17 protein-coding genes are annotated in these 26,311 nt (G+C 45.6%); 11 read left to right on the plus strand and 6 right to left on the minus strand.

From position 1 onward, the window contains the following. Nucleotides 1-5: 5 nt before the first annotated feature. The 3 genes from FXV77_RS09130 to FXV77_RS09140 all read right to left on the minus strand — a co-directional run bounded on the left by FXV77_RS09130 (nt 6) and on the right by FXV77_RS09140 (nt 6,997). Nucleotides 6-1,664 carry a beta-N-acetylhexosaminidase gene (locus FXV77_RS09130; RefSeq protein ID WP_246162378.1) on the minus strand — a complete coding sequence of 553 codons (1,659 nt, stop codon included), beginning with the start codon at nt 1,662-1,664 and terminating at the stop codon, nt 6-8. Between the two features lie 23 nt (nt 1,665-1,687). After that, nucleotides 1,688-4,363: an alpha-L-rhamnosidase gene (locus FXV77_RS09135; protein ID WP_148918907.1), complete on the minus strand. Its 2,676-nt coding sequence runs from the start codon at nt 4,361-4,363 to the stop codon at nt 1,688-1,690. 228 nt (nt 4,364-4,591) lie between these two features. Continuing rightward, nucleotides 4,592-6,997: a TonB-dependent receptor gene (locus tag FXV77_RS09140; protein ID WP_148918908.1), complete on the minus strand. Its 2,406-nt coding sequence runs from the start codon at nt 6,995-6,997 to the stop codon at nt 4,592-4,594. A gap of 206 nt (nt 6,998-7,203) precedes the next feature. Between FXV77_RS09140 and FXV77_RS09145 the strand changes: the two genes are divergently transcribed. From FXV77_RS09145 to FXV77_RS09195, 11 genes are all read left to right on the plus strand, one after another. Further along, entirely contained in the window at nt 7,204-8,271 is a 1,068-nt protein-coding gene (locus FXV77_RS09145; protein WP_148918909.1) for an endonuclease/exonuclease/phosphatase family protein, read from the plus strand. A 256-nt stretch (nt 8,272-8,527) separates the two neighbouring features. Then, nucleotides 8,528-9,295 carry an HmuY family protein gene (locus FXV77_RS09150; protein ID WP_148918910.1) on the plus strand — a complete coding sequence of 256 codons (768 nt, stop codon included), beginning with the start codon at nt 8,528-8,530 and terminating at the stop codon, nt 9,293-9,295. 13 nt (nt 9,296-9,308) lie between these two features. Then, entirely contained in the window at nt 9,309-10,280 is a 972-nt protein-coding gene (locus FXV77_RS09155; protein WP_148918911.1) for a hypothetical protein, read from the plus strand. Nucleotides 10,281-10,285: 5 nt separating this feature from the next. After that, nucleotides 10,286-11,233 carry a hypothetical protein gene (locus FXV77_RS09160; RefSeq protein ID WP_148918912.1) on the plus strand — a complete coding sequence of 316 codons (948 nt, stop codon included), beginning with the start codon at nt 10,286-10,288 and terminating at the stop codon, nt 11,231-11,233. Nucleotides 11,234-11,371: 138 nt separating this feature from the next. Beyond that, entirely contained in the window at nt 11,372-11,998 is a 627-nt protein-coding gene (locus FXV77_RS09165) for an RNA polymerase sigma factor (RefSeq protein WP_148918913.1), read from the plus strand. An 86-nt stretch (nt 11,999-12,084) separates the two neighbouring features. After that, nucleotides 12,085-13,095, plus strand: coding sequence for a FecR family protein (locus FXV77_RS09170; RefSeq protein ID WP_148918914.1), 1,011 nt, complete (start codon nt 12,085-12,087; stop codon nt 13,093-13,095). 86 nt (nt 13,096-13,181) lie between these two features. Continuing rightward, on the plus strand, nt 13,182-16,403 hold the full coding sequence (locus FXV77_RS09175; protein WP_222867753.1) for a SusC/RagA family TonB-linked outer membrane protein: 3,222 nt from the start codon (nt 13,182-13,184) through the stop codon (nt 16,401-16,403). A gap of 11 nt (nt 16,404-16,414) precedes the next feature. Continuing rightward, nucleotides 16,415-17,908: a SusD/RagB family nutrient-binding outer membrane lipoprotein gene (locus FXV77_RS09180; protein ID WP_148918915.1), complete on the plus strand. Its 1,494-nt coding sequence runs from the start codon at nt 16,415-16,417 to the stop codon at nt 17,906-17,908. 22 nt (nt 17,909-17,930) lie between these two features. Then, a complete protein-coding gene (locus FXV77_RS09185; RefSeq protein ID WP_148918916.1) occupies nt 17,931-20,378 on the plus strand; it encodes a phosphocholine-specific phospholipase C in 2,448 nt (815 codons plus the stop codon). A gap of 165 nt (nt 20,379-20,543) precedes the next feature. Continuing rightward, the gene (locus FXV77_RS09190; RefSeq protein WP_148918917.1) at nt 20,544-21,278 is read left to right on the plus strand and encodes a hypothetical protein; all 735 of its coding nucleotides are present in this window, start codon (nt 20,544-20,546) and stop codon (nt 21,276-21,278) included. 110 nt (nt 21,279-21,388) lie between these two features. Then, nucleotides 21,389-21,724: a LytR/AlgR family response regulator transcription factor gene (locus FXV77_RS09195; RefSeq protein ID WP_148918918.1), complete on the plus strand. Its 336-nt coding sequence runs from the start codon at nt 21,389-21,391 to the stop codon at nt 21,722-21,724. A gap of 14 nt (nt 21,725-21,738) precedes the next feature. Here the strand turns inward: FXV77_RS09195 and FXV77_RS09200 are convergent, their stop codons facing one another. From FXV77_RS09200 to FXV77_RS09210, 3 genes are all read right to left on the minus strand, one after another. Next, the gene (locus tag FXV77_RS09200; RefSeq protein ID WP_148918919.1) at nt 21,739-23,073 is read right to left on the minus strand and encodes a hypothetical protein; all 1,335 of its coding nucleotides are present in this window, start codon (nt 23,071-23,073) and stop codon (nt 21,739-21,741) included. A gap of 121 nt (nt 23,074-23,194) precedes the next feature. Further along, nucleotides 23,195-24,469, minus strand: coding sequence for a Gfo/Idh/MocA family protein (locus FXV77_RS09205; protein WP_148918920.1), 1,275 nt, complete (start codon nt 24,467-24,469; stop codon nt 23,195-23,197). Nucleotides 24,470-24,484: 15 nt separating this feature from the next. Then, entirely contained in the window at nt 24,485-26,302 is a 1,818-nt protein-coding gene (locus FXV77_RS09210; RefSeq protein WP_148918921.1) for an alpha-L-fucosidase, read from the minus strand. Nucleotides 26,303-26,311: the final 9 nt, after the last annotated feature.

A 26,311-nucleotide genomic window follows, 5' to 3' on the forward strand; every position in this document is an offset into this window, starting at 1 on the left:
ATATATTAATCAATCCCCTGCTCCTGCTTCGTTAGTTCGTCCGTATCTGGCGACATGTCAAGCCGTTCAACAGGACCTAAAAACTCACCATATTTAGTCGGATTGAATGGATCGTAGTAGTACAATCCAGCTTCAGCAAATAATCTCAAATGTCTCGCCATTCTATTCTGGAATTGTCGGTAGTCCTTTTGTGCCGGAGATGTCCATGCTGACTCCGCCAAAGCCGTTATTCTCGGGAAGAGTAAAAAATCCAGGTGCAGCTCTGTGGATATAGATTCCGTCCATAAATTGGCCTGTATCCCCTGTATCAGTTTATCGGCTTCAGGCAAATCAAGAATGTCTTCGCCGGGAAAATTATATACCTTTTCTATAGGCGCAAAATCTCCCGACCATTTACGTCCGACGGTGTGTGCCGCGTCTTGTACAAAATCGAAGTACAGAGGGATCCGTGGGCATAATACCGTTTTAAAACCTTTATCTAATGCGTTTTTCAGTTGGATATCTTTATCATGTCGCCACCAAAACACCGTCGTTTTATCTACAGTTAAATCAGATTCTACTACTTCATCCCAAGCCAGTATTTCATTGTCCATCCTCATGATGCTGTCCGCCATTCTTTCAACAAAGTAAAATTCGACTTCTTTTAAATCTTTGAAGTTCCTTTCCTTCATCAGACGTTGCACATCTGGATCCACGTTCCAATGCTGGTTACCAAAATGCACTTCATCTGCACCTATATGTATCTTCCGGGAAGGAAAAAGTACGTTTACCTCTTTTAAAATGTCCGTGAGATATTGATAGGTTGATTCTTTACCGGGATTAAAGGTAAATTCAGGATATTTAGGTGAACCACCGCCGCTATATTCCGGATAAGCCCTATTTGCTGCCGTGGCATGTCCAGGCATGTCTATCTCCGGGATAACCTCTATGAATCTTTCTGCAGCGTAAGCCACAATTTCCCTGATATCCTCCTGTGTATAATATTGAGCGGGAGCCAATGCATCTGAATGATTACCTATACCACCTACCAGCGTAAGCCGGGGATATTTTTTGATTTCTATCCGCCAACCCGGTTGATCAACTAAATGCCAATGGAATTTATTGAGCTTATAAAACGCCATCCAATCCAGCAATTGCTTTACCTTTTCTTTGCCGAAGAAATGGCGAGATTCATCTAGCATCAAACCCCGCCAATGGTACATTGGGCTATCTTCTACATTCCAGTTTGACAATTTAATCTCCCCTTCTACGTTAGCTGTCTGGCGCACCAACTGTAATAAAGAAATTGTTCCGAGAAATAGTCCCTCTTCATCAGCAGCCTGTATTTCTATCTCTGTAGCAGACATCGTCAGTTTATACGTATTTTCGTTCAATGCCGTAACCGGCACGATCGAAAGCTTAATAACAGCGGAACGTTTTTCAGGCAAAATGTTCAAGGTAATTCCTGTACTTTTCAGCACTTCGTTCTGGAAATAATACGCCACCTTCGAGGTATGTTTCCCTTCAGTAACGATTGTCGTCTTTTCTGACAGGATAAACGTCCCGGTTGCCTTTGTATACGTCTTGGGTATCGGAATGATGGGAATTTGCTGAGCAATGCCTGCTTTTGTCATTCCTGTCAATAGCATTATTACGGTAAATTTGATCAATGTTTTCGTTATCATAGATGTTCATCTGATATGGTTGTCTATTTTCTTTCTATTCTCAACTTCATCTTAAAGCGATGACTACCTGCAGTCAATTGTACCACTTTACTATCATGCACGTTACTTGGCATATAGAATGTAGCCGAAGCATTGGGCGGAACCACGATATCGTAATAGATGCTATCTCCTTGCTTTTGCCATGTTGATCGAATTTCACCATAAGGAGAGATATAGCGCACGTCCGACTGATCCAGCCCTTCGGGAAATATCGGCTTGAATATTATATTTTTAAAACCAGGCTTTTCAGGGTCTGGCAATATCCCGCCTATGGATTTAAAAAACCATCCGCCAATTTCTCCAAACATCATGTGGTTGTCTGAAATATCTCTTTCAGCATCCAAATCCCAATTTTCCAATAGTGTCGTTGCACCATTCTCTGCCCACCAGCCCCAAGAGGGATACGTATTTTGTACCGCTAGCTTGTATGCAGTTTCACCGTAGCCGTTATCTTTTAGTGCATTCAGTATAGCTTTGGCTCCTAAGACGCCTACATCAAGATGAAAATCGCTTTCCTTCACCTTTTCATTTAGATTAGCCGCTACTTTAGCCTTGCTGTCATCAGGAACGACGCCCCAGTGCAAAGGTACGCTCAATTCCGTCTGACTGCCGTCTGCATACATGCCTGTCTCCCGGTTCAGGAATTTATTATTTATGGCGTCCTTGATTTTCTCACGTAATGCGTCATATCTCTTGTAATCTTCCTCTTTGCCGAACAGTTGGGCTGCATTTGCCAAAATCCGCGCATCTGTATAGAAATATACCGAAGAGGTCAATTCGAGATTAGACTTTGTTTTTACGGGCACCCAATCCCCTCTTCCAAAAGTTGTCAACCCATCTGGGCTGATACCGTCTACATAATCTACATAACGTTTGATGTTATCATAGCACTCTTCCAACAGCCTGCTATCACCATAAAACATATACACTTCCCAAGGAATGATCGCAATGGTGCTTGTCCAGTCCAGACCGTTTGCCGTACCATATCCCCATCCTCCAGTAGGAATAATATCCGGCAAAACGCCGTTTGGCTGTTGTTCGTCGCGGTGGTCGGCCAACCATTTTTCATACACGGTTATTGCATCGAAGTTATACAACCCACTTTCAATAGCGAGGTGTCCATCCCCGGTCCAACCGTTTTTTTCACGCTGCGGACAGTCTGTGGGATAGCCCATAAGATTAGATAGGTACGCATTATTCGTCATCTCCCACAGTCTATTTACAAGCTTGGACGAAGTTTTGACTGATCCGATGGGCTGCACGTCGCTATGCATAAAATACGACGTCACATTTGAGGTTTCAATATCCAAGGGCTCGGTACTCGTCATCTCCACATAGCGGAACCCCTTATAGTTGAACTTTGGCATGAACGTATCTTGCTTTTTCCCACTTAAGATCAGTATATCGGTCTGAAACGGATCTTTAACGTTGTCGCCACGATAATACACATCAATATTGGACATATCCACACGACCATTATCGTGTAACCTTTCACCATGCTTCATTCTAACGACCGTTCCTTCCTTGCCTTTCAAATTGACCGCTGTCACCCCCGCCATATTTTGCCCCATATCAAACACATAGGTGGTATCGTCAATTTTATTTAGCGCTTGTGGGTGGTATGTTTTGACCAACCGAATGGGTTGCATCTGTTGCGAAACAATTAAATTGGATGGTGCGGCTCTATATTTTACGCTTTTCCACTTGGAGTCATCAAATCCCACGTTGTCCCATCCGTCTTGTTCCAGACGCGCATCGTAATGTTCTCCAGTGTATATACTGTTGGACACAATGGGTCCGGACGAAGTTTTCCAATCACGTTCGCTCACGATGGTCTCCACGGTACCATCTTCGTATTCTATTCTCAAATCCAGGCAGAAGGCCGGCCTGGCCCGCCAGGGGGCATTATGAAAATCCCAAACCGCTAACGATTGATGGTTGTACCACCCATTTCCCAAAACCACACCGATAGCATTCGCTCCGTTGGTTAGCAACGCTGTCACATCATGCACGATATATAACGTCCGACGATCAAAGCGCGTATACATCGGATCTAGCCGATGATTTCCAACACGCTGACCATTTAACGAAAGCTCAAATAGCCCCGCTACAGCTATATAAGCACGGGCATTTTTGATACTTTTCTTTGTCTGGAATTCTTTCCTAAAATAGGGTGCCGGTCTATAATGAATATCGTGTTGATCACTGATCCAGCTTCCTTTCCACGACCCTGTTCCCATCATCCCTGTCTCAAAAGCCGATACGTCCGAATCACTGATTATATTATTTCCGTCCCAAACCACAACTTTCCAAAAGTATCTCGTCCATGGCGTCAACGCTGGACCATTATAGGAGACCAAGCGTTCTTCCTTATCAACTTTACCGGTATCCCAGATATTGCCCTTATCTGCCACAACCTCCATAGAGTCCAATCCGACAAGAATTCGGTAAGCTATTTGTTTTGCTCCAACCGTGCTGCCGTCCAAACGCCAGCTTAGCCGCGGACTTGGTGTATCGATCCCTAACGGCGAAAACATATGTTCACACTTCAGATCGACCGGTCGCGATAATTTATGATCCTGTTGTGCATATACGACCACATTACCGCATACAACTTGGGTACACAGTAAAATAATCCAAATAATAGATCTAAAGTTCATGTTCTGGCTATTTCATTAATTGACCTTAAATTAAAGAGAAAAACTTAAAAATCCCAAAATTAAACTTAAAGATCGTCATAAATGGTGATTTAACTATCACCCCTAATTCGGCTTTGTTCCTCGGTGTAAATACATGAGTCCAGTCTGATATTTTGCTGCAGAAACACAGCAAAGCCATCAAGAGCGCGCCCCGTCCATTTCTTTTATGAGACTAGAATATTTTATCTATTAAAAACTGTACGCTATACTCCCCAGTACGTTTCGCGACATCATCGGGTTGACCGTAGACCATCCTTTGAAATACGTTTCGTCTGTCAGATTATTCGCTTTCACAGCCAGCTCGTAATTTTTATAACGATAAGATACACTCGCATTAACCAACGTATAAGCCGGAACAGTAAATGCGCCCGTAGGTACACTGTTCGTAATCAAGTTTTTCCCGGCGTGGTTAACCCCCGCTCCGATACCTACACCATGCAATAGCCCACGCCTAACGGTATAATTTGCCCAGAAATTGAATAAGTTCTTCGGTCCCGCTTCCGTTGGGCGTAGATTATTAACGGTTGCAGCTGCTTTCGTCAGCTTGCTGCTGTTGTTGCTATAGCTCAAAATAACGTCCAAACCTTCCATTGGGGCGGCCGTCAGATCAAATTCAAACCCACGGCTCAAACGTGTTCCATCCTGTACCGTAATATTATAGAACTCGCCATCACGTTCAATAGTTTCCGGTCTGGTGATGTTGTTGACAGAAATATCATAATAACTTGCCGTCAACCCCACACGGTCATTAAATAAATTAAACTTCACCCCTGCTTCCCATTGCTCGGCTTGCTGTGGTTTGAAATCGCCCGAAACATCGGGTAAAGGTTGTACGATCGGCGCAACATTTTTGAATCCATTCTGATAATTACCGAAGAACGATATCCGATCTTTCATAAGCTCGTACACGAGCCCTGCCCTTGGTGAGAGAGCGGTCTGGCTATATGCACCCGTCGTTGTATCCGAATCATAATTATACGTCCCTTTGTTGTCAAAGTAATCCACACGTAGTGCAAGATGGACATGAAGAGCAGGTGTCACATCCAACACATTGGAAACATAACCTCCCAACACCCCGTTCCGGCTACGGTTATTTGTTTCAGCACCATTCGAGGCCGCAATAGCTTGATCGATGAATGCCGCATTGAATTTGTAGTAGTCCGGATCGTCATAAGATGTATTTATCTTATCGACCAAAACGTAAGGCGAATTGTGTGTTACCGCCTGCTGGAAGAGATAATCAATACCAATCAACGTACGGTTACGCATCGATCCGATCCGGTAATCGCCTATAAAGTTCTGCTGCGCATTGAACACTTTCGCAACATAATCCTGATCTCCGGCATAACGGCTGATCAACGTATCGTTGCCGGGTTCCAAGTACATCACATATTGGAAATAACCATCAGATTTCCGTTGATTGAAACTAACGGTCGTGTTGGACGTCCAACGATCATCTAGACGATAGTTTACGTTTCCACGAATATTAGCGATGGGGTTCTTAAACGTTACATCATTATTCGTATACGATTTATCGAAATCAAACTGCAGCTCGGATGGTGTACGCGCAAAAAGGTCACGACTTCGATTTAGAAATACCATCAAGGGGTTGGTCGCTTTACTTTGGTAAATTTCAGCATCAAGCTGAATATCCAAACGCTCATTGGCCCGATAAAGCAAAGACGGAGCAATAAAGAAAGAGCGTTTAAATCCGGCATCCTGAAAAGTACCCGTACTAGTATAAGCCGTATTCACACGCCCCAACCATTTACGATCCTTCGAAAGCGGACCGTATACATCCGCCGTTACCCGATGTTGGTCAAAAGATCCAAAGATATAATTTACACGCCCGCCAAGCGTGTCCAAAGGCTTTTTTGTCACATTATTGATCAAACCACCAAAGCCGACAGCCGCCCCACCAAACAATGTTCCGGAGGGGCCTTTAATCACTTCAATCGTTTCCAGATTTATCGGATCGGGGCTTGCGCTGGCAATACTTACTACACCGTTGACCATAGCAACCTGCGTTGTAAATCCGCGCAACGTATAATAAGACGCTCCATCTCCCGGGCGACCAGTAGCACCCCATAACTGATCCACACCAGAAACATTCGCCAAGGCATCATCAAAACTGGTGTTCACCTGGCTTTGCAACAGCTCCTTCGTAATAACAGCGTATGATTGTGGATTTTCCATATTGCGTAAAGGCATCTTAGCCACATAGGGGCTAGTTTTCCGTGTATACGTATTCCGTATCCCATAAATATTGATTTCCTCCAGAGAGGCTCTATTCTCGGTTAAATAAATTGTCGGAACTGACATTCGTCCACCCGGACGGATATAGATTTCACGAGACAATGGCTTTATGCCTACCCCAGATATCGCAAGTACATATCTTCCCGTATCGACATCGTTGAACGTGTAATTTCCCTTCCCGTCGGTATAGGAAGACTTCCCAACACCTTTTATATTAACCGTAATACCAGCAGCAGGCTGGTTATCCGCAGATAGAATTTTCCCGTAGATTTCCACTTTGTGTTGCGCATACAATAGCGTATGGGCAAGAAGACATACAGCAATTAAGATTTTTCGCATGATAGACTAACATAATTATTTAGAACAATTAAAAATTGAGCTAATTTAGATTAATTCTAGACAACAAACAAGTCCATATCAAATTTTGTATATAAAAAGCAATTTGGATCATGATATGAAAGCTAAAAAAATACGAGAACGAATGAATTTACACCTGGAAAATTCTTACTTTTAGCTATCTTTCGGGGCAATTCAAGATATTTACTATGGTTACGACTCTCGCTGTTATCTCTACACTCTTCATTCTTTTAAGTGTATTGCCGTTTATCCAACATCAGCACTGGGTATTCCGCGTAGCCGAATTTATCAAAATACAGCTCGTTATCCTACAAATTATTGCCTTCGGTATAACGATGATATATGTAGAAGATAGTATCTGGCTTTGGATCGTTCAAACCGTCCAGTTCGTACTGATTGTCTACCATATCTACATCTTAATGCGGTACACCAAATTCTGGAAAAAACAAAAGCCTTCCAAAGCATCATCTAGTTCCGATAAAATAAAGATTATTTCCTGCAACATCTATCAATTCAACAGCGAATACCATCGCTTTATCGAACTGATCGAGCAAGAGCAGCCAGACATTTTTGTCACGATGGAGAGTAACGCTGACTGGGAAAAAGCGTTGCATCCGCTAGAAAAGGACTATCCCCATCAAAAGAAGGTGGCTTTGGAGAATACCTATGGGATGCATCTTTACACGAAATTAAAGGTTCACAACATACAAACTCATTATTTTGTAGCGGACGATGTTCCGAGTATAGAAGCAGAACTCGAAACAAACGACGGCCACCGCTTTGTTTTCTTTGCTGTACACCCACCCCCACCAAGCCCAACGGAGGAAGATAATTCCAAAGAACGGGACGGCGATTTGCTAGCGGTAGCGAAAAAAGTGAGAGACTATGCATTACCCGTTGTGGTCACGGGCGATTTCAATAATGTCGCATGGGCAAGATCCTCTATTTTATTTAAGAAAACAAGTGAACTTATCGACGCACGTATTGGACGGGGCATACTCTCTACCTTTCATGCCAAATATTGGTTTTTTCGGGTTCCGTTAGACTTATTATTTCACAGTACAACGATAATAATAGATAAGCTATTTATTTATCCATCTGTCGGTTCCGATCACTTTCCAATAGGCTGCACTTTCCACATTGACGTCGAATCAGACGAGCAGGAAGAAGAGGTAAAGCATCTTGAAAATGGAGAAATGCAAGAGGTTAACGAATTTATAGCCGACGGAAAGGCAGAAGAAAGCGAAAATCGCTAGAACCCAATTACTTGCCAGCGTCACCTATTGGTTTTAATAGGAACAAATTATTATCCGCTAGATTAAATACGGCGTAGTGTCCTTCCGTGCCTATCGGAACAGAAAATCTAAATCGATCGTATCGCCGTTAAAATTTATCGATTTTCATATACGAAATACGGTTATGCAGATATTTTTATGAAAATAAAGCTTCATATTCGCATTGATCTTATTTAGATTCAATATAAACAAGTAATTATTAATTATTGTCAAAAAAATGAAGAACTATAACTATCTAGCATTCAACCTGCACCTTTTATTAATATGTGCAGCTTGCTTTTCTTGTAGCAAAAATGACGATCCACAACCCGATCGTGACCCAACGCCAGATGAAGAATTTTATTACAAATTGCATCGTGTTGAAAACTTAGCCATGGAAACGGACGACGACAATCCTACAGAAGCAAAATCAGCCGTCTATTTCAATCTCGCAACCCAACAAGAAGTACCAAATGCACAAGCGAAAACTATGCGATGGGATCTCTCGTTCAGTGGGCTTTACAATAGCTTCATAGGCGGAAATAATGGTACCAACGCAACCAATTTTGGATACGGCGGAGCGGGAAAAGGCGGTATTCTTATTCTAGAGAAACCTTTTGACGAGGTTACCGAAGTACCTGATGGTGCGCAATTTAAACTGGGCAGCGGTGTCATTGGTACAGATGATGCTGGAGCCTTCAGTGAGGGAATCGGCTGGTATCTTTATGATTTTGGAGGCACAATTCTAGGAAACGGAACAACAGAAAAGACACACGTTGCCTATGCTTTGGGGGCATCCGTGACGACCAATGATGGTACCGTAATCCCCGCACGTACGATCATCCTCAAGACGCCAAGAGGAGATATCGCAAAAATCAAAATGATCTCCTGTTATAAAGATGTTTTCACCGCCGACAAATGGTTCAAAGACACGCCACATATGTACTTCACCTTCGAGTACCTTGTCATTCCCGCAGGTTCTAAACATTTCGAAATCAAACCGTAATTAACCGCAGCATATGAAAAAATTAACATCTCCAACAACCGTTTTATTCTTCATCTTGCTTATTGCAGCCGGATGCAGTAAAACAGAGGAATTGCCTCCCCTGAACCAGAGCCGTATATTAAGCTTTAAAGTTCCCACTGCCGATGGCGAGATCATTGGAGCCGTTGATGAATCCGACAAAACCATCACGCTCTATCTGCCTTTCTATTACCAATTCTCAGTCATCGATCCAGAAATAAAATTAAGCGACGGTGCAAGCTTACTCGAAGAGTCTGTAACGGTCGACGTACTCGACAATGGCACGATCTACACGGTTGTCGGCGCAGATCATAGTAAGACAAGCTACACGTTGACTATTCATCTGCAACAGGTCTCCCCGCTTATCATCACGGAACCTTCAACGGCCGATCAAACGGCTATATGGAGTATAGGAGATAACCGCATCAGCATCAAAGCAAACTTTCATACAACAGACCCAACCCTTATCAAAGCTTCGCTCGTTGATGAAAGCGGTCACGATCATCCTTTTATTGCCAATACAGGGTATGGCCCAGCGGGCGTAGTCGCCTCGATAGGTGCTGATGGAAAAAAAACCTATAGCTATGGTTCCCTGCAAATACCTCCAGAACTTTTACCGGGAATGTATCATATAAAAGTATCACATTTAGCCCTAAACGCTACAACAACTTACCCTGTACAGCTAGTATGGGGTCGGCCAGCTTCATTTGTGTATGCACCGGTCACCATCGGACCGGGCGAAACTTTCACCCTCGAGAGTGCCTCTACGGCCATACATGATATCCGGGAAGCCTACTTCACGATCGGCGGAGAGAAAAAAATGTTGGAGATCCTCAGCCAAGACACTAAAAAAGTTATCATTCGCGTGCCCGATGATACACCAACGGGCACACACATCCCTTCCATTGTCTGTGGCGAATTTGAACCGTCAACTCCGGGTTGGTGGGGTATTACTATAACGAAATAATCATTATGAAGCTATTTACTCGTATCAGCATCTTTACTGCATCTATAGTAGTTGCAGTCGCTTGTAAAAAAGAAGAAGCCTTGCTACCATACAACGATATCGTAAACTTCACTGTAGCAGTCGATGAAAGCGCTATGATAAAGGCTGCGATAGACGGAGATTCTATCGTCCTATACTGGCCTATCGGGCAGACGATTCCAGAAACATTGACACCGACGATCCACGTCGCTGATGGAGCAAGCATTTCACCTGCATCCGGCGAAACCATTTCTTTACGTGGAGAAGTGACTTATACCGTTACCGCCGAAACAGGCGATACAAAGACCTATCGCCTACGTATCCCTAATAACCGTCCCCGACCATACATAAACAGTTTCGGAGGATTACAAACCTACCAAGATAAACAGTATATCTTTCAAAACTTTGCGCTTTCCATTCGTGGAGACTATTTTGATACGTTGGCGGATGGTGCAAAGGTGTATTTTGTCGATATTGCCGGAAACGACCGTGAAGTAGAAATACAACATAGCACCGAACTTGGCTATAATGTTTTAGCATCTGTACTAGGAACCTTCTCCGGCTTGAAGATTTTTTCCTCCGGTTACACGATTTTCTACGAAACAACTCCCTTTGAAGTTGCGGGAAACCCCTTTGTAATTATAGAGACACCAAAATCAACCCTATCCGTAAAAACGGGGGGCACCATCACCCTCACTGGGGTAAACACAGATAACGTGGAGAAAATGGAACTAGGAAATTACTTTAGCAACAGCTATAAAGCCGTGACAATAGTTAATAAAACGGAGAGCAGTATTATATTTCGAGTACCGGAAGACTTTCCGCCTGGTGAATACAACGAACTGGTGGTCCATTATCCAGCAGGTCCCTATCATGACGCAGGACAAGCAAGCACGTATATGGAGACATCAAATAGTATCGTGATAACCCAATGATGATGTTAAGCATACAAAGCCACCCGTAGCCTGTACACACTCCGGGTGGCTTTAATTCAATAACCTGCGTCCAGCTTCCAAAGAATTAACGTTTATTTCACAGCATCTTAACGGTGCTATTGCATTAAAAAAAGAAGTTTGTACCAAAAGGAACTATTCGTTACTTATGATATGTTAGATGCTACGTGTGTACAAAATATAGCTCGTTCTGACTACAAGGCGTTCAGTCACCTTTATGACAGATACTGGGATCTCCTGCTTTCCGTCGCACTGAAAAAAACGGGCGATAGCGATATCGCCATGGATATCGTACAAGATCTTTTTGTCGATATTTGGCAACGCCGAAGTACCCTACCCCAAATCGACGATGTACGTAAATACCTTATCACATCCTTATACTTCAAGGTATTCATGTATTTTAGGAAGCAAGGTATCCAACAACGCCACATAAGTTCCTATTTCACATTCCTAGAAAACGAAAAAGAAGAAGATTTCCTCCAACTATTAGAAGGCGAGATACAGCATACTCAATTGCTAACCGCAATAGAAGAATCGGTTGAAGATATGCCTGAACGCATGCGGCAAGTCTTCAACCTAAAGTACTACCGCTCACTAAGCAACAAGGAAATTGCCGAAACCATGGGTATATCTGTACAGACGGTCAAGAATCAGCTTATGCGATCCCTACAACATATACGCAAATCTGTTCCAGAACACCTATCCCATTCCACTACCTTCCTATTTGCGCTTTTTTTCCTTTCCTAAGCGCAATATAACGTTCACCATATCTTTATATAAAGTTAATATGAATACCGTGGTACCCTATTAACCTTTCTGCAACTACTATATATATGCAGGACGACAAAAAACATTTAGAACGTTTAATCAACGAATATTTGCAGGGCACTACTACACCGGAAGAAAAAAAGCATCTCGAAAGGTGGATGGAACATTTGGATGTATCAGATGGGCAACCCGCGGCAAGTGAATTCAGGAAGATGGTGATGAAAAAACAGATCGACCTTCGTACGGGAGCCCTTGAAAATACGAAATCGCTGCACAGACGAAAAATGTGGTGGTCTACTGCCGCTTCTGTTCTTTTGGCACTTGCGATCGGCGCCTACCTTTGGCAATCCAACCAAACCGAAGCAGAAGATCGGCATACCGTGGCCGCAAAGCCATTTCCCACTATACAACAAGTGACCAACAATGGCAGCCAGGATACCCTAATCTCCTTAAGCGATGGATCTGAAGTACTTCTGAGCTCAGGTAGCGCCTTGATCTGGCCAACAGAATTTGCACCCGACGCACGCGAATTACGATTAGACGGAAAAGCCTTCTTTCGTGTCGCAAAAGACCCCAAACGTCCTCTATCCGTCTACTCCGGCGATATCATCACTACCGCTTTAGGCACATCTTTTTGGATTGAAAAAATGGAAGGAAAACGCTCACCAAGGGTAAAACTGGTAACCGGTAAAGTCAGCATCACACAACAACTGGATTATGGTCAGGATACGCTTTTAGCTACATTAACGCCCGGACAGGAATGGAATACTACTGCGCTCGAAGAGTCGACCATAGTACAGGAGAAAAATAAATCTATGCCTGCGCGCACTCCCCAACCAGACACCACCACAGCATTGGACTTCCATCACGTGCCGTTATCCGAAGTCTTTCCACGCTTAGCAGCCTACTATCACGTCACGATCAAATTCAATTCCGACGATTTAAAAGGTATGTCGTTTTATGGTACATACGACAAGGGGAACCAAATACAAGAAATCATACAGACAATTGCTTTAGCAAACGACCTTACCGTACGATACGATGAAAAAGAAGTAGCTTATACCATCAAAAAGTGAACAACTAAATAAAATAATATACAGAATAAATAAACGGCTAAAATCAGCCGTAGGGAATACTTATGCATCAGAAAAACCAACAAAATATGAACAAATCCATTATCAATCGCACACCTTTCAAAGGTTTCTTCAGCCTCCTGCTGCTTATCGGTATCAGCAACTGGGCGATGGCTCAAAAAGTAGGCGAGCTTGTAATCATTGTGCAAGACGGCAATTCGCAGGCTATTCCAGCAGCCACTATTTCAGTCACGAATGCTACACTGGAGATCGAACGCACCTCCGCTTCCGACGAAAAAGGTAAGGCACTATTTAGCAACCTTCCAGCAGACAGCAATTACTGTATTTCCGTATCCTACACAGGCCTCTCTGCCAAACAGACATGCCAATACATCGTCTCCGTCGGAAAGCGGTCAAGTGCTGTCTTCACACTGGATGAATTCAGTAGTACCGATATGGACGAAGTCGTGGTCACGGCCATCGGTATCAAACAACAAAAACGAAAAGTAGGATACGCTACACAGGAGGTACCGACGGAAGTACTGGAAGAATCAAAAACGATGAATATCGGTAATGCCCTTTCGGGCCAGGTAGCCGGTCTAATCGTCAACAATCCGACAGGTATCTTCCAAGCACCCTCCTTCAACCTCCGCGGAAAACAACCGCTGATTGTCATCGACGGTATCCCGGTAGAGACCGATCTGTTTGACATTCCTAGCCAACACATCGAGAACATCAACGTCTTAAAAGGAACAGCTGCCTCCGCGCTGTATGGTTCCAGAGGGAAGGACGGAGCGATTCTGATTACCACCAAAAACGCCAAAAATGAAACACTCGAGTTTACGGTTGGTTCCACCAATATGGTTTCTGCGGGTTTCACGGTATTCCCCGAATCACAGACCGAATTCGGAAGCGGCTCCAATGGCCAGTACGAATTTTGGGACGGTGCCGACGGCGGTATCTCCGATGGCGATATGACCTGGGGGCCAAAACTCAACACCGGCGAAAAATACCCACAATGGAACAGCCCGATCCGTGACAAACAAACCGGCGAGGTCATTCCCTGGTGGGGTGATGTCAGCGGGACCATATACAACGACAAAGCGCGCTACGAACGCGTGCCGACAGATTGGGTCGCGCACGACAATCTACGCGACTTTCTCCGTCCCGGCATTGTTACGGAAAACAACTTTACCCTATCCTTTAAAAATGATAAGTTAAGCTTGTTTACCTCAGGAAAATATGCTCTACAAAAAGGTCAGGTTCCCAACACCAAACTCCACTCCGGCGGGCTGAACATGAATTCTTCCTATACATTTTTACCCACACTCAATCTGGATCTGAATGTTTCCTACAATAAGGTTCAATCACCCAACTATCCCAGATATGGTTATGGTCCCAAAAACCATATGTATACCATACTCCTTTGGATGGGTAATGACGTCAATGGAAACGACCTTGCCAACCATTTCTATGTCCCGGGACAAGAAGGATATCGCCAAGCCAATTACAACTATGCCTGGTACAACAACCCCTACTTTGCAGCGTATGAACTAAACCAGGAGAGCGATCTGGGCGTGCTGCACGGACACACCCGCCTGAACTGGCAAATCACACCTAAACTGAATGTACAAGGACGCATGGCCCTGCGTCAGCGTACCAAATTTGAGGATATGCAAAGCCCAAAATCGTATATGAATTACGGCGACTCACGTAACGGTGATTATAAGATGTGGGACAAAGACCAACTTAATTTTGATGCCGATGTACTCGCCACCTATACCGACTCATTCAGCGACAATTTAGGAATGACCGTCAACGCGGGTGCATCAACCTTCAAACGTGCGTACAGCGAGGTCTTTCAATCTACTGACGGTCTTGTCGTTCCGGGCGTCTACAATCTAGGAAATACACAGGGGCCGATAAAGGCCGAGAACCGACGCACGGATAAAGTAATCCGAAGCGTATACGCATCCGTTAATTTTGACCTATTCCAGTCGACCTACCTCAACCTATCCGGACGTAACGATTGGTCTTCCACCCTGTCTAGCGAAAACAACTCCTATTTCTACCCATCAGCGTCCTTAAGCACGATTCTATCCGACTACATCAATTTACCGAGTCAAGTAGACTTCTTAAAGCTATACAGCTCCTGGGCATCCGTATCGGACGACTTGGACCCCTATAACCTACTGGCCTACTATAAAAAGAACATTACCTACGGGTCAACACCTTCTGTTACCTATCCCGAGAGCATTGTCAATCCATCCATCTTGCCGGAGCAATCTATTTCATGGGAATTAGGTACCTCCATGGCATTTTTCAAAAACCGGTTTTCAATCGATCTGGCGTACTATAACGTGCTAGACAAAAACCAAATTATCGATCTTGAAATTTCCGAAGCATCCGCATTCAGATACCGTAAGGTCAATGGGAACCGCTTCCGGACGCAAGGGGTCGAAGCCGTGTTGAATATGGCCCTCATCCGGAACACTGATTTTTCTTGGAACACCACCATTAACTGGATGCGATCTGTCGAGCGGTTGGAATCTATCTATGGCGACCAAGCTAAGCTTGGAAACCTGCAAAAAGGCGATCGCGCAGACGCCTATTACGATCAGGTATGGCAAAAAAGCGCAGCCGGCGAGGTCGTCCTGAATCCGACTACCGGTATGCCCCTACGCGATCCATTTCCACGTTACCTAGGTTACTTCAATCCCGACTGGCAATTCGGTTTCCTACATACGTTCAAATGGAAAGATTTCACGGCCCACCTAGACATCGACGGCTCTATAGGCGGTGTGATGCGGTCGCAAACCATCGAGAAAATGTGGTGGGGCGGCAAACATCCCTCGTCCACACGCTATCGACAAGAAGAATATGACGCCGGCGAGTACATTTACGTGCCAGAAGGCGTCATCGTAACCGATGGCGACGTTACGTACGACGTAAATGGCAATATCACTTCAGACACCCGCGTCTACCAGCCATTCGATAAAGCAATCAGCTGGCAGTCGTGGAGCCAAAACTACCCATACCAAGCGCGTGTCACCGAATCGGAAAGTGAACTATTCGCTAACGTATACGACCGTACCTTCGTCAAGCTCAGAAGACTATCGATCGGCTACGATCTAAATAAGATCATCCGCAGCAAGAAAATGAAAAGCCTCGATTTCGCTGTCTTTGGATATAACCTTCTCGTTTGGAAGAAGATTCCATACGTAGACCCCGATTTCGGTATCGGTAACGACGATAACCTCCAAGATCCTTCAACCCGATACATTGGCGCTTCCTTAAATTTCAAATTTTAACCATTCCAGACATGAAAACGATACAACACCTTCTATTTACAGGAATCTCGATCCTCTTCCTCCTATCTGTTAACTCCTGTCAAAAACTGACGGAAATTAACGAGAACCCAAACGAAGCCGCCACAACTCATCCCCAGGCTCTGCTCAGTAAGGTGGAATGGGAAACCTTCCGTGTATGGCATGGCACTACGCCGCTTTACATCCTCAAAATGATTGTCCAGACGGACGGTGAAAACGCTAACCAGCTTTACAATTGGCAACGCGGGGGCTTCGGCGAATACCAACAATTACGGAATGTTCAAAAAATGATGGAAGAGGCGGAAAAACTCAACGAGACAAACTATATTGCTCTCGGCAAGTTCTTTCGAGCCTACTATTTTTACAACCTCACGCTCTTTTTCGGTGATATTCCCTATTCCGAAGCGTTGCAGGGTGAGTCGGCGTCCATCTTCCAGCCCAAATACGATAGCCAAGAAGCTGTATTCCAAGGCATACTAACCGAATTAGAAGAAGCTGTTACGCTGCTCAAAGACAACCCCAACCCGATGGATGGTGACATTATCTATAACGGTAATCCAAATAAATGGATAGCGCTTATCAACGCATTCCGTTTAAAAGTACTGATGACCTTGTCTAAACACGAAGAAAGCGTGGCTATGGATATTCGTTCAGCGTTTGCAGCAATCTACGCCGCGGAACCGTTGTTACAAAGCATAGAAGACGATGGACAGCTCGCGTTTCTGGATCAACAGGATGTGCGCTATCCGGAGTTCAACTCCAGCAGCTACGGTTCCGGAATGTATATGGATTCAACCTTTATTCGCCGCCTTCAAGATCACAAGGATCCCCGTTTATTCGTCATTGCCACGCAAACGCGTTTAGGCCGGGAGGCGGGTGCCCCCTTGGACGATTTTAGTTCGTACGAGGGCGGAGACCCCATCGCCCCTTATGCACAGGTCAATGATAAAGCCGTAGCAGGGCGTCTGTCTAAAGTACACGACCGCTACACCGACGACCCCACCAACGAACCCTTTGTGCTGATGGGTTATGCCGAGCAACAATTTATACTCGCCGAAGCGACGGTTCGCGGTTGGATAAGCGGCGATGCAAAAGCCCTGTACAACGAGGGTATACGCGCATCCTTCGCCTTCTACGCCGCATACGCGAAAAACCTGGGCGCCTTCGTAGCAGAAGATAAAGTTGAAACGTATATCGCCCAAACGCTGGTAGACCTGGATGACGCAACGTCTACCGAAGCCAAATTAGAGCGCATCATGATGCAAAAATATTTGCGTTCGTTCCATCAAGGCGGATACTCGAGTTATTTCGATCACCTCCGTACAGGTTATCCTACGCTACGCAAGGCAGCCAATGTGCAGGTAGCCTACCGGTGGATGTACCCCCAGACCGAGTATAATCAGAACACGCAGCACGTAAACGACGCGATCCAACGCCAATTTGACGGCGACGACAACATCCATAGCCAACCATGGTGGTTAAACTAAAAAATAACAGTAATTTAACACGATGATGGATAACAGAAGAACATTCATAAAAAAAGCGGCTCTATTGGCGGGAGCAACCGCCGCCTATCACGCAATGCCCAGCTCTATACAGCGCGCACTGGCTATCGAAGCCCCGGAAGGGAGCACTTATCTGGATGCGGAACACATCGTCTTCCTGATGCAGGAAAATAGGTCTTTCGATCATTGTTATGGCACATTAAAGGGTGTACGCGGGTTTAACGATCCGCGTGCTCTCCAGCTTGACAACGGCTTACCGGTATGGTTACAAACCAATGCCAAGGAGGAGACCTTCCCACCGTTTCGTCTGGATATCGAAAATACCAAAGCCACCTGGATGGGTTCCCTCCCGCATGGATGGCGTGACATGGTCGGCGCCAGAAACGACGGAAAGATGGATACCTGGTTAGAGGCAAAAAAAGCCGGTAATCCAGACTATCAGCACATGCCCTTAACGATGGGCTATTACGCTCGACAAGACATACCGTTCTATTATGCCTTTGCCGATGCCTTCACTGTATGTGACCAACATTTCTGTTCCTCCCTCACCGGTACCAGCGCGAACCGATCTTATTTCTGGGCGGGTACCATACGCGAAGAACCCCATAATCCCGAGTCGACTGCCCACGTCGATAACGGGCAGATCAATTATCAAGATGTACGGTGGACCACCTACCCCGAACGATTGCAGAAAGCCGGAATCGACTGGAAAGTGTATCAGAACGAATTGAGCCTTCCCGTCGGGCTCACCCCTGAGGAGGAAGATTGGCTTGCCAATTTCACAGACAATAATTTAGAATTCCATGCCCAGTACAATGTGCGCTTTCACCCGCCCCATCAACATTATATGGCTCAAGAAGCCCATCGTCTGCGAGAAACATTGAACGATAACATCACCGACGACGAGCAGCAAAAGGTCCAGAAACGTTTGTCCCAACTCGAAAAAGACATGGCTTATTACACTCCCGAAAATTTTGAAAAGCTCGATCCGGTGGCCCAGGATATACATAAGCGCGCATTCGTTACGAACACAGCCGACCCAAACTATCACCGGCTCGAAACCATCCATTACCAAGATCATACAGGTGAAAAAAATGTACGTGTCCCCCAGGGCGATATATTCCATCAGTTTCGCGAAGACGTAAAGAACGGAAATTTACCTACCGTATCCTGGCTCGTCGCACCCTGCCGTTTTTCCGACCATCCCGGATCGCCATGGTATGGCGCCTGGTACGTTTCAGAAGCACTAGATATCCTGACAGCCAATCCAGACGTCTGGAAGAAAACCATATTTATACTGACGTACGATGAAAATGATGGCTATTTCGACCACGTGCCACCTTTTGTTCCGCCGCACACCGCCCGTCCGAATAGCGGCAAGACACCGCAAGGGATGGATACTGCTGCCGAATACGTTACCGCCGAACTCGACAGCCCCATTGGCTTGGGGTTCCGCGTACCACTGGTCGTCGCCTCCCCTTGGACCAAGGGTGGATGGGTCAATTCAGAGGTATTCGACCATACATCCAATCTCCAGTTTTTGGAGCATTTTCTAGAGAAAAAATTCAGCAAAAAAATCACCGAATCCAATATCAGCCCTTGGCGCCGACTCATCTGTGGCGATTTAACATCGGTTTTTCGTCCCATTCAAAAACAATCCGACGTTGCCCTTACACCTGTAAACCGGAATGCCTATGTGCAACGTATTTATTCTGCCAGAGAAAAGACAGTTCCGAATAACTTCCGGCCGTTAGATGCCGAGCAGATTCAATCATGGCGCCGCGGGGATGCCAACCAATCGCTACTTCCCCTACAAGAAGAAGGCACAAAACCAGCTTGCGCGCTCCCGTATGACGTCGAAGTCAATGCGCACGTCGATGAGCGTGCAGGCGAACTTGTCGTACAGTTTTCCGTCGGCGGACAGCTTCGAGCTCACAAAGCCATCGGCGTTCCGTTTATCGCCCTCACGTACGACAGCTACAAGGATGGGTCGCGCAATCGGGGTGTCTGGAATTTTGCGGTGTGTAGCCAAGAGCCGCTGACCTATAGCTGGAAACTAAACCATTTCCGGGACCACAGGTATCGGGTAGATATCCATGGTCCGAATGGCTTTTATCGATCATTCCAAGGCCCTATCACACCTGCAGTTACCAACATGGGAATCGTCCGTCAGAAACAGGATAAGCAAATGTTATCCATCGATATGCGTCAGTCTGACGGTCCACATACCATCCGTGATCTCTCTTACGGGCAGGGCACACTGATCAAAAATACAGCCCAACGGCGCGTTGTAGAGATTGATCTCCGTAAAAGCCATGGATGGTATGATCTGGAGATACGTTCGCTAGACGACGAAAGGCAGGTCTATCGCTATGCAGGGCATCTGGAAACCGGTAAATCCAGCATGACCGATCCGCTCATGGGATATGGGAAAGTTCCGCAGGGTTCCTAACCTAGTAAACACCCGAAGCGAACGCTTTGGGTGTTTGAAAATAAAAAGGTATTAAGCTTGCAAAGCCATTATAACACGTTTTTGACGACATTACAGTACGTACAAGTACATGTAAAGCTTATTTTTGTTTGACAATTGAAGAAATTATCTTAGCTTGCTAAGCATATGGACAGATCGATGCACACTACTCACCTTTTCACCCTACGCTGGTTTACCTATTGTACGCTCCTACTCGTTGCACTACAGGCTTGTCAAACGCCGAGCAAAAGTGATACGCAGGTTACACAGGCAGACTCTTCCCGGCCAGAAAGCATGGATACCACCGCATCCGTGGCGAAGCCATACAAACTGCAGCCCCAAGCAGTCAAATTCCTTTGGCGCGAAGACCGGGCCATGGATGGATATGATGTAACCGTCAGTACCATCGTGCTGGACGACGCCTATGTAGCCAGTATATCCGATCCGGAAAAGGCCGCACTAGGCTATGTGGCAACTTTTATTGGAAATGAATGTGCTTGGGACGGCAAGGCAGCTCCTGACCGCAGCAACCTAAAATGTAAAATACTTACTGCATTGGATCTGGGCTACCAATGCTCCGACACCCACCTAGGCTTCCTGCGTCACTGGTTCCGCGGCGACAGCACCACATTGCAAAAACTAGAAAGCTGCCCTACGATCCCCGATGGTTCGACTATACAAGAAACGTTCGACAAGATTGACGTAGCGGTCGACGACAACGAAATTATAGTAACTTATACGGTTGTCAGTATCAACACCCGACAGGGGAAAACCTGGACCTGGGACGTTAAGGATCATTTCCAGTTGCATGACAACGGTCTTGCATTGGTCGAAACTGAAAGATCAGAACCGACGGCGGCTGATTTTAATGTTTCGATCTAAACGCGTAGCACTTTTTATTTCACAACAAAATAACGTACTACTACCTAAAACTATTTTCCCCGCAATAATTCGATGGAATAGGCATAACGGTTCGGTTACTTTTGTATCCGATGAATATGATATTAATTACGCATCTTTTCGTTGAAGAAGGTAAACGGCTACGACGCATCGCCGTACAGGATATCCGATACCTGAAAGCTGCAGGCGACTATACCGTAGTTTATGTAGACAAGGGTGAGTTTATAAGTTCATCAGGTATCGGCTGTATCGAACAAAAACTCGATCCATCCCGCTTTATGCGTGTGCACCGTTCGTTTATCGTCAATCTGGAATACATCCACGCTTGTCATCGGGATATCGGCAGGCTCTATCTTATGATGGACGATGGGCAGAAAATCGGGGTAGGAAAACGTTATATGCATCAGATCAAATCATTAATACTGTAGTCGCTGCGTATTTTCTATATGGACGGCGAGCCGTTGCTAATTTTAAAATTCAACACCACAGTAGTTGACGGGGGAACCTCGCAGTTTTGTACATCCATTGGAAAGATTAGGCCCGAAAACGAACCTTCTATGTACTGGCCAACATCCGTCAGCGTAGCTGTTCCGTTAAATATATGGTCATTCTCACACGTACGGTAGAAACTAACAGCATTACGCCTTTGCCCTCCACGATATGTTGTATAGTACAGCACGGCCTCGCCGCTGTCGGTGCCACCAGGGTAGGTGCCGGGGCCAGTACCAAAACACTGGAGGGTCAGGGTAATCGGAGACTCGTCTCCGCCTAACCGTATGTATACACTACCATTGACAAGTTTAGCATCGTTTCCAGTTTTGGATAGATCCTGCTCCACGCCATTCACGATGAGTTGAACAAGATTTTCGGGTACAAGCCGGATGGTCGTCAATAAAATAAGCTTTCCAAGCTTTCGCCGACCGCCGGGAGCGCCTCGGTCGCTGATGTAACCGTTCTTGCTCTCCACTTCGACCTGTATTTCCACATCCGTAGCTCTCTCGATCGTGGTCGGGGCGGTGTAAACCGCGTCACCGGGTACCATATTCGTGTTGATTTTGGGCGATAGCGATCCCGGTCCGGAGATAATCTTCCAACCGCTCACCGTCAAATCCTTAGAAAAGCCGATATCGTCCATTGCCGCTAAAGGAACACTATCGATGTGGCTTGTCGGCATGAGTTCGGCAAGTACCTGCTCCAGCAACTTCAGATTGACCGTTTCACCAGCACCTACCGATTCTTTATCTTTCCGCAGCGACAGGAGGTCAAACCACACCCAGTCGCTGAAATGTGTCGTTTCAACCGTTAGTCGACGTTGCGAAACATTCAGTTCCGTAGAACTACCGCACCATGCCCCGTCGCGCCGCTGGAAGGCTACCATGCGCGTCGCTGGATTACCTTCGGCGTCCGGATCATACAAAAACGAGAGCTCAACAGGTTTATTAAAGCGGATACCCTCGGGCGTCAGCCGGAATGCAGGATTAGCCGATGTCTCGTCCAATGTATTGCCGATGGGCTGGATGCTGAACGTCGTCAGTTCGTCCACGGCGCCGGGCGGGATTTCCATTCGTATCACATCCCCATACAACAGGACGCCGCCATCGGGGCCGATCATTGCCGAAACGGCATCGCCCACAGGCTGTCCCTTGGGTTTAACTACCGGCTCGCCGAAAACAGGGTCGGGTTCCTCTGTCAATGGTGCGTCCTTATTGCAGGATGCCGCCAGCAAGAGCGGCAACATGATTGCAAATCGATAAACTGTTAACGTAAGCGAATTCATGGGCTTTTTTATGCAAGTATCGGCGATTGCCGACAAATATTTTCGTCAATTTCGACGAACAATCAATAAGGGCGATAAAGAGCCAGAAAAGGCGGTAAACATAAACAAATACATATCCTGACTATAAACTCCAATCCCCTCGATAAGGTCGACTTCGCATCATATTGGCAAACGGATCGTCAAATTCCTCTTTTACTGGATCCCATCGCAATTTCCTTTGTAACTCATAAGCAATATTAACTGCGTTACAAACTGTCGACGTACGCTGTCCGATCTCCACGTCACAAATTGGCTTCGAACGGCATTGAATAGCTTTCACCCAATCCTGATAGTGATTATCACTATAATACAGACGCTTATCGTTAGCCGTTAGGTTATGTGTAGCAAGTGTCGTCGGATTTGTTTTCAAGAACGACCTACTTACCTCTATGATGCCGTCGGTCCCTATAAACTGGATAGCATTAGGTTCTCCCCAATCAACATGATTGACACGTGTGCCCTGCTCATAAATATATGTTAACCCCTTTTCTGCCTGTGGAACCTTCGGCGGGATAAATTGGACAGGCCCACTATTATCCATGCCTAAAGCCCATTGAATAATGTCAAACATATGTGCGCCCCAATCTGTAATATACCCTCCCCCAAAGTCTCGATATCCTCGCCACCACGCCCATTTATCATCTTCGATCGGCGGTGATAAAATGGGATGATAACCGCGGTACAAAGAGGGGCCGATCCACATATCCCAATCTAAGTAATCCGGTATAGGAAAGGAAGGCAGATCACACTGTCTTACCGGTTCCCCTACCGACACGTTGATTTCTTTCACATCCCCTATATAGCCGTTATATACCAATTCCGCCGCGTGTCTAAAGTTGAACGACGAACGTTGCATGCTCCCCGTTTGAAAAACAACCTCGTATTTTCTGGCCGCGTTCACCGTGGCTCTTCCTTCTGCTATGGTCAGGGCTAATGGCTTTTCACAATAAATATCTTTCTTTGCTTTCGCTGCGTCTACAGCGATCTGCGCATGCCAATGATCCGGTGTAGCGATAACGACAGCATCCACCGAGGTCAATTCCAGCAGTTCTCGAAAATGTCGATATTTGCCGATAGAGGAGTTCGATTTTCCCACCGTACTTTGAGCAGTTGTAGCCGCTTTGGCGAAATAATCTAATTTCTTGTCATCCACGTCGCAAGCGGCTTGAATAATCACTTCCGGACAGCCGTTCAATCCGTGCAGCAAATTTAGACTCTGTTTACCGACGCCGATAAAGCCCATTTGAATTTTGTCACTTGGTGCCAGGAATCCATTCCCGCCCAAGACACGCCGCGGAACGATGGTAAAAGCAACCGCGGACTTCAAACCTATATCAATAAAATCTCTTCTTTTCATTTTTTTGATATTACATTAATTTTCTGTTGGCACAAGGCTTACGGCGCTAATTTCAGGCAAACCATTGCCATCGATTGTGGTCGCTTCGAGTACAAACGAGATGAATGGTTCCCCTATTGCTTTTTGTGGTATTTCGATCGTGCCCATTTTTACTTCTTCAAAGGATTTTCCTTCCTTCCCCTCAAAGCTATACGTCACCTTACCGGCGTCCGTATGGAAAACCACTGTTCCGCCCGTTGTTGATAATGGCAAATGCTGAATCAATACGTCGTATCGCCCAGGCCGTTGTATCTTTACCCTCCAAGATACTTTATCATCGGTATGCGTCCATCCCGCAAGGGCATTCGGACGTTTAAAATCATGCCTCGCACCACTTATTTTCATCCCATGTGTCGTATGGATGTCCGCATTATCGGCAGATAAGACAATCCTGCCATCCGATAATGCTTGGGCAACACTCTCTTCCACTTCGAGGGCACCCTCCACCTCCATCACCAACACCTTTGGTCCGTCCTCCAGCGAAAACGTAGGGACAGAAATTCCTAAACCCATTTCCTGCGGAACCACATCCATCGAACCATCTTTCGAATCCATCTCATAAAGGCTCTTCACGGCATTTTTTAACGGTACATTGATAACATTACCTTGCGGAATATCAAATACATGTAAGTAAAGCTTGTCCCCTTTTATAGTACAATAGCCCCAATCCAATTTTCGAAAGGGACTCGCCTGCGTTCCATAAATAGATTCGCCGTTTACGGACATCCACTTTCCTACCCGCTCCAATATTTCCACCGCTTGATCTGGAATTTTGCCGTTACCGTCAGGCCCCACATTTAAAAGAAAATTTCCTCCCTTGCTAACGGTTTCCACCAATAGGCGCATAATCTGTGGGAAGCTTTTCCAGTTTTGGTCATGCGCACTATAACCATAACTTTCGTTCATCGTATGATTTACTTCCCAATTCGTTCCGCTGATACCCGTTGGCGGCACGTATTTCTCAGGTGTTCCTATATCACCGTTCTTGTTCTCTAACCCATTCCAAAACCGATTGTTGATCAATATATTCGGTTGCCATTTAATAAGATCCGTCAAGATCCGTTTCGTCCCCCAGCTTTCACCTTCGTGTTCCTTACTACTAAAGTCAGCCCACAGTACATCCAGTGCATCGTAATTGTTAGCCAATTCTTTGATCTGACCGTACATATAATCCTTATATCGTTCATGGTCGGGAACATGTCCTGTAGGATTTGGATTTAACTGGAACGCTTCATACGAATCCGGATGCTGCCAATCCAGTAACGAGTAGTACGCTCCCGTTTTTAGCCCTTCCTGTTGAAATGCCTCCATAATTTCTCGGTATAGATCTCTTCCATCAGGCGACAGATTTGCTGTCCCCGTTACCTCATTGTGCAATGCAAAAGGTTGATCACTGTTAAATAAACTAAACCCTTCGTGATGTCGCGAGGTCAGAACCATATATTTCGCTCCCGACTTCCTGACCAACCTTGCCCATTGCTTGGGGTCAAAGTCCTGTAGCGTAAATTTAGGTTTCAAATGTTCTGTATATTGTTTACTGGGAATCTTACCCCAAGTCTGTATCCATTCCGCATAATGCTGCGGGTATGTTTCACCTTTAAAAACACCGCCGGCAGCACTATATAGTCCCCAATGGATAAAAACACCGAAGCGGGCTTCTTGAAACCAAGCGAGACGCTTTTCCTGTGTTTCCAACCATCCCGGAACACCCTCAAAAGGTTCGGATTTACTTTGAGCAGTTAAATCGTTAACGGATAATAAAAGAAATAGATAAATGATGATCTGATATTTCATAGTTACTGC

The organism is Sphingobacterium phlebotomi (assembly GCF_008180195.1).
GTDB lineage: Bacteria > Bacteroidota > Bacteroidia > Sphingobacteriales > Sphingobacteriaceae > Sphingobacterium > Sphingobacterium phlebotomi.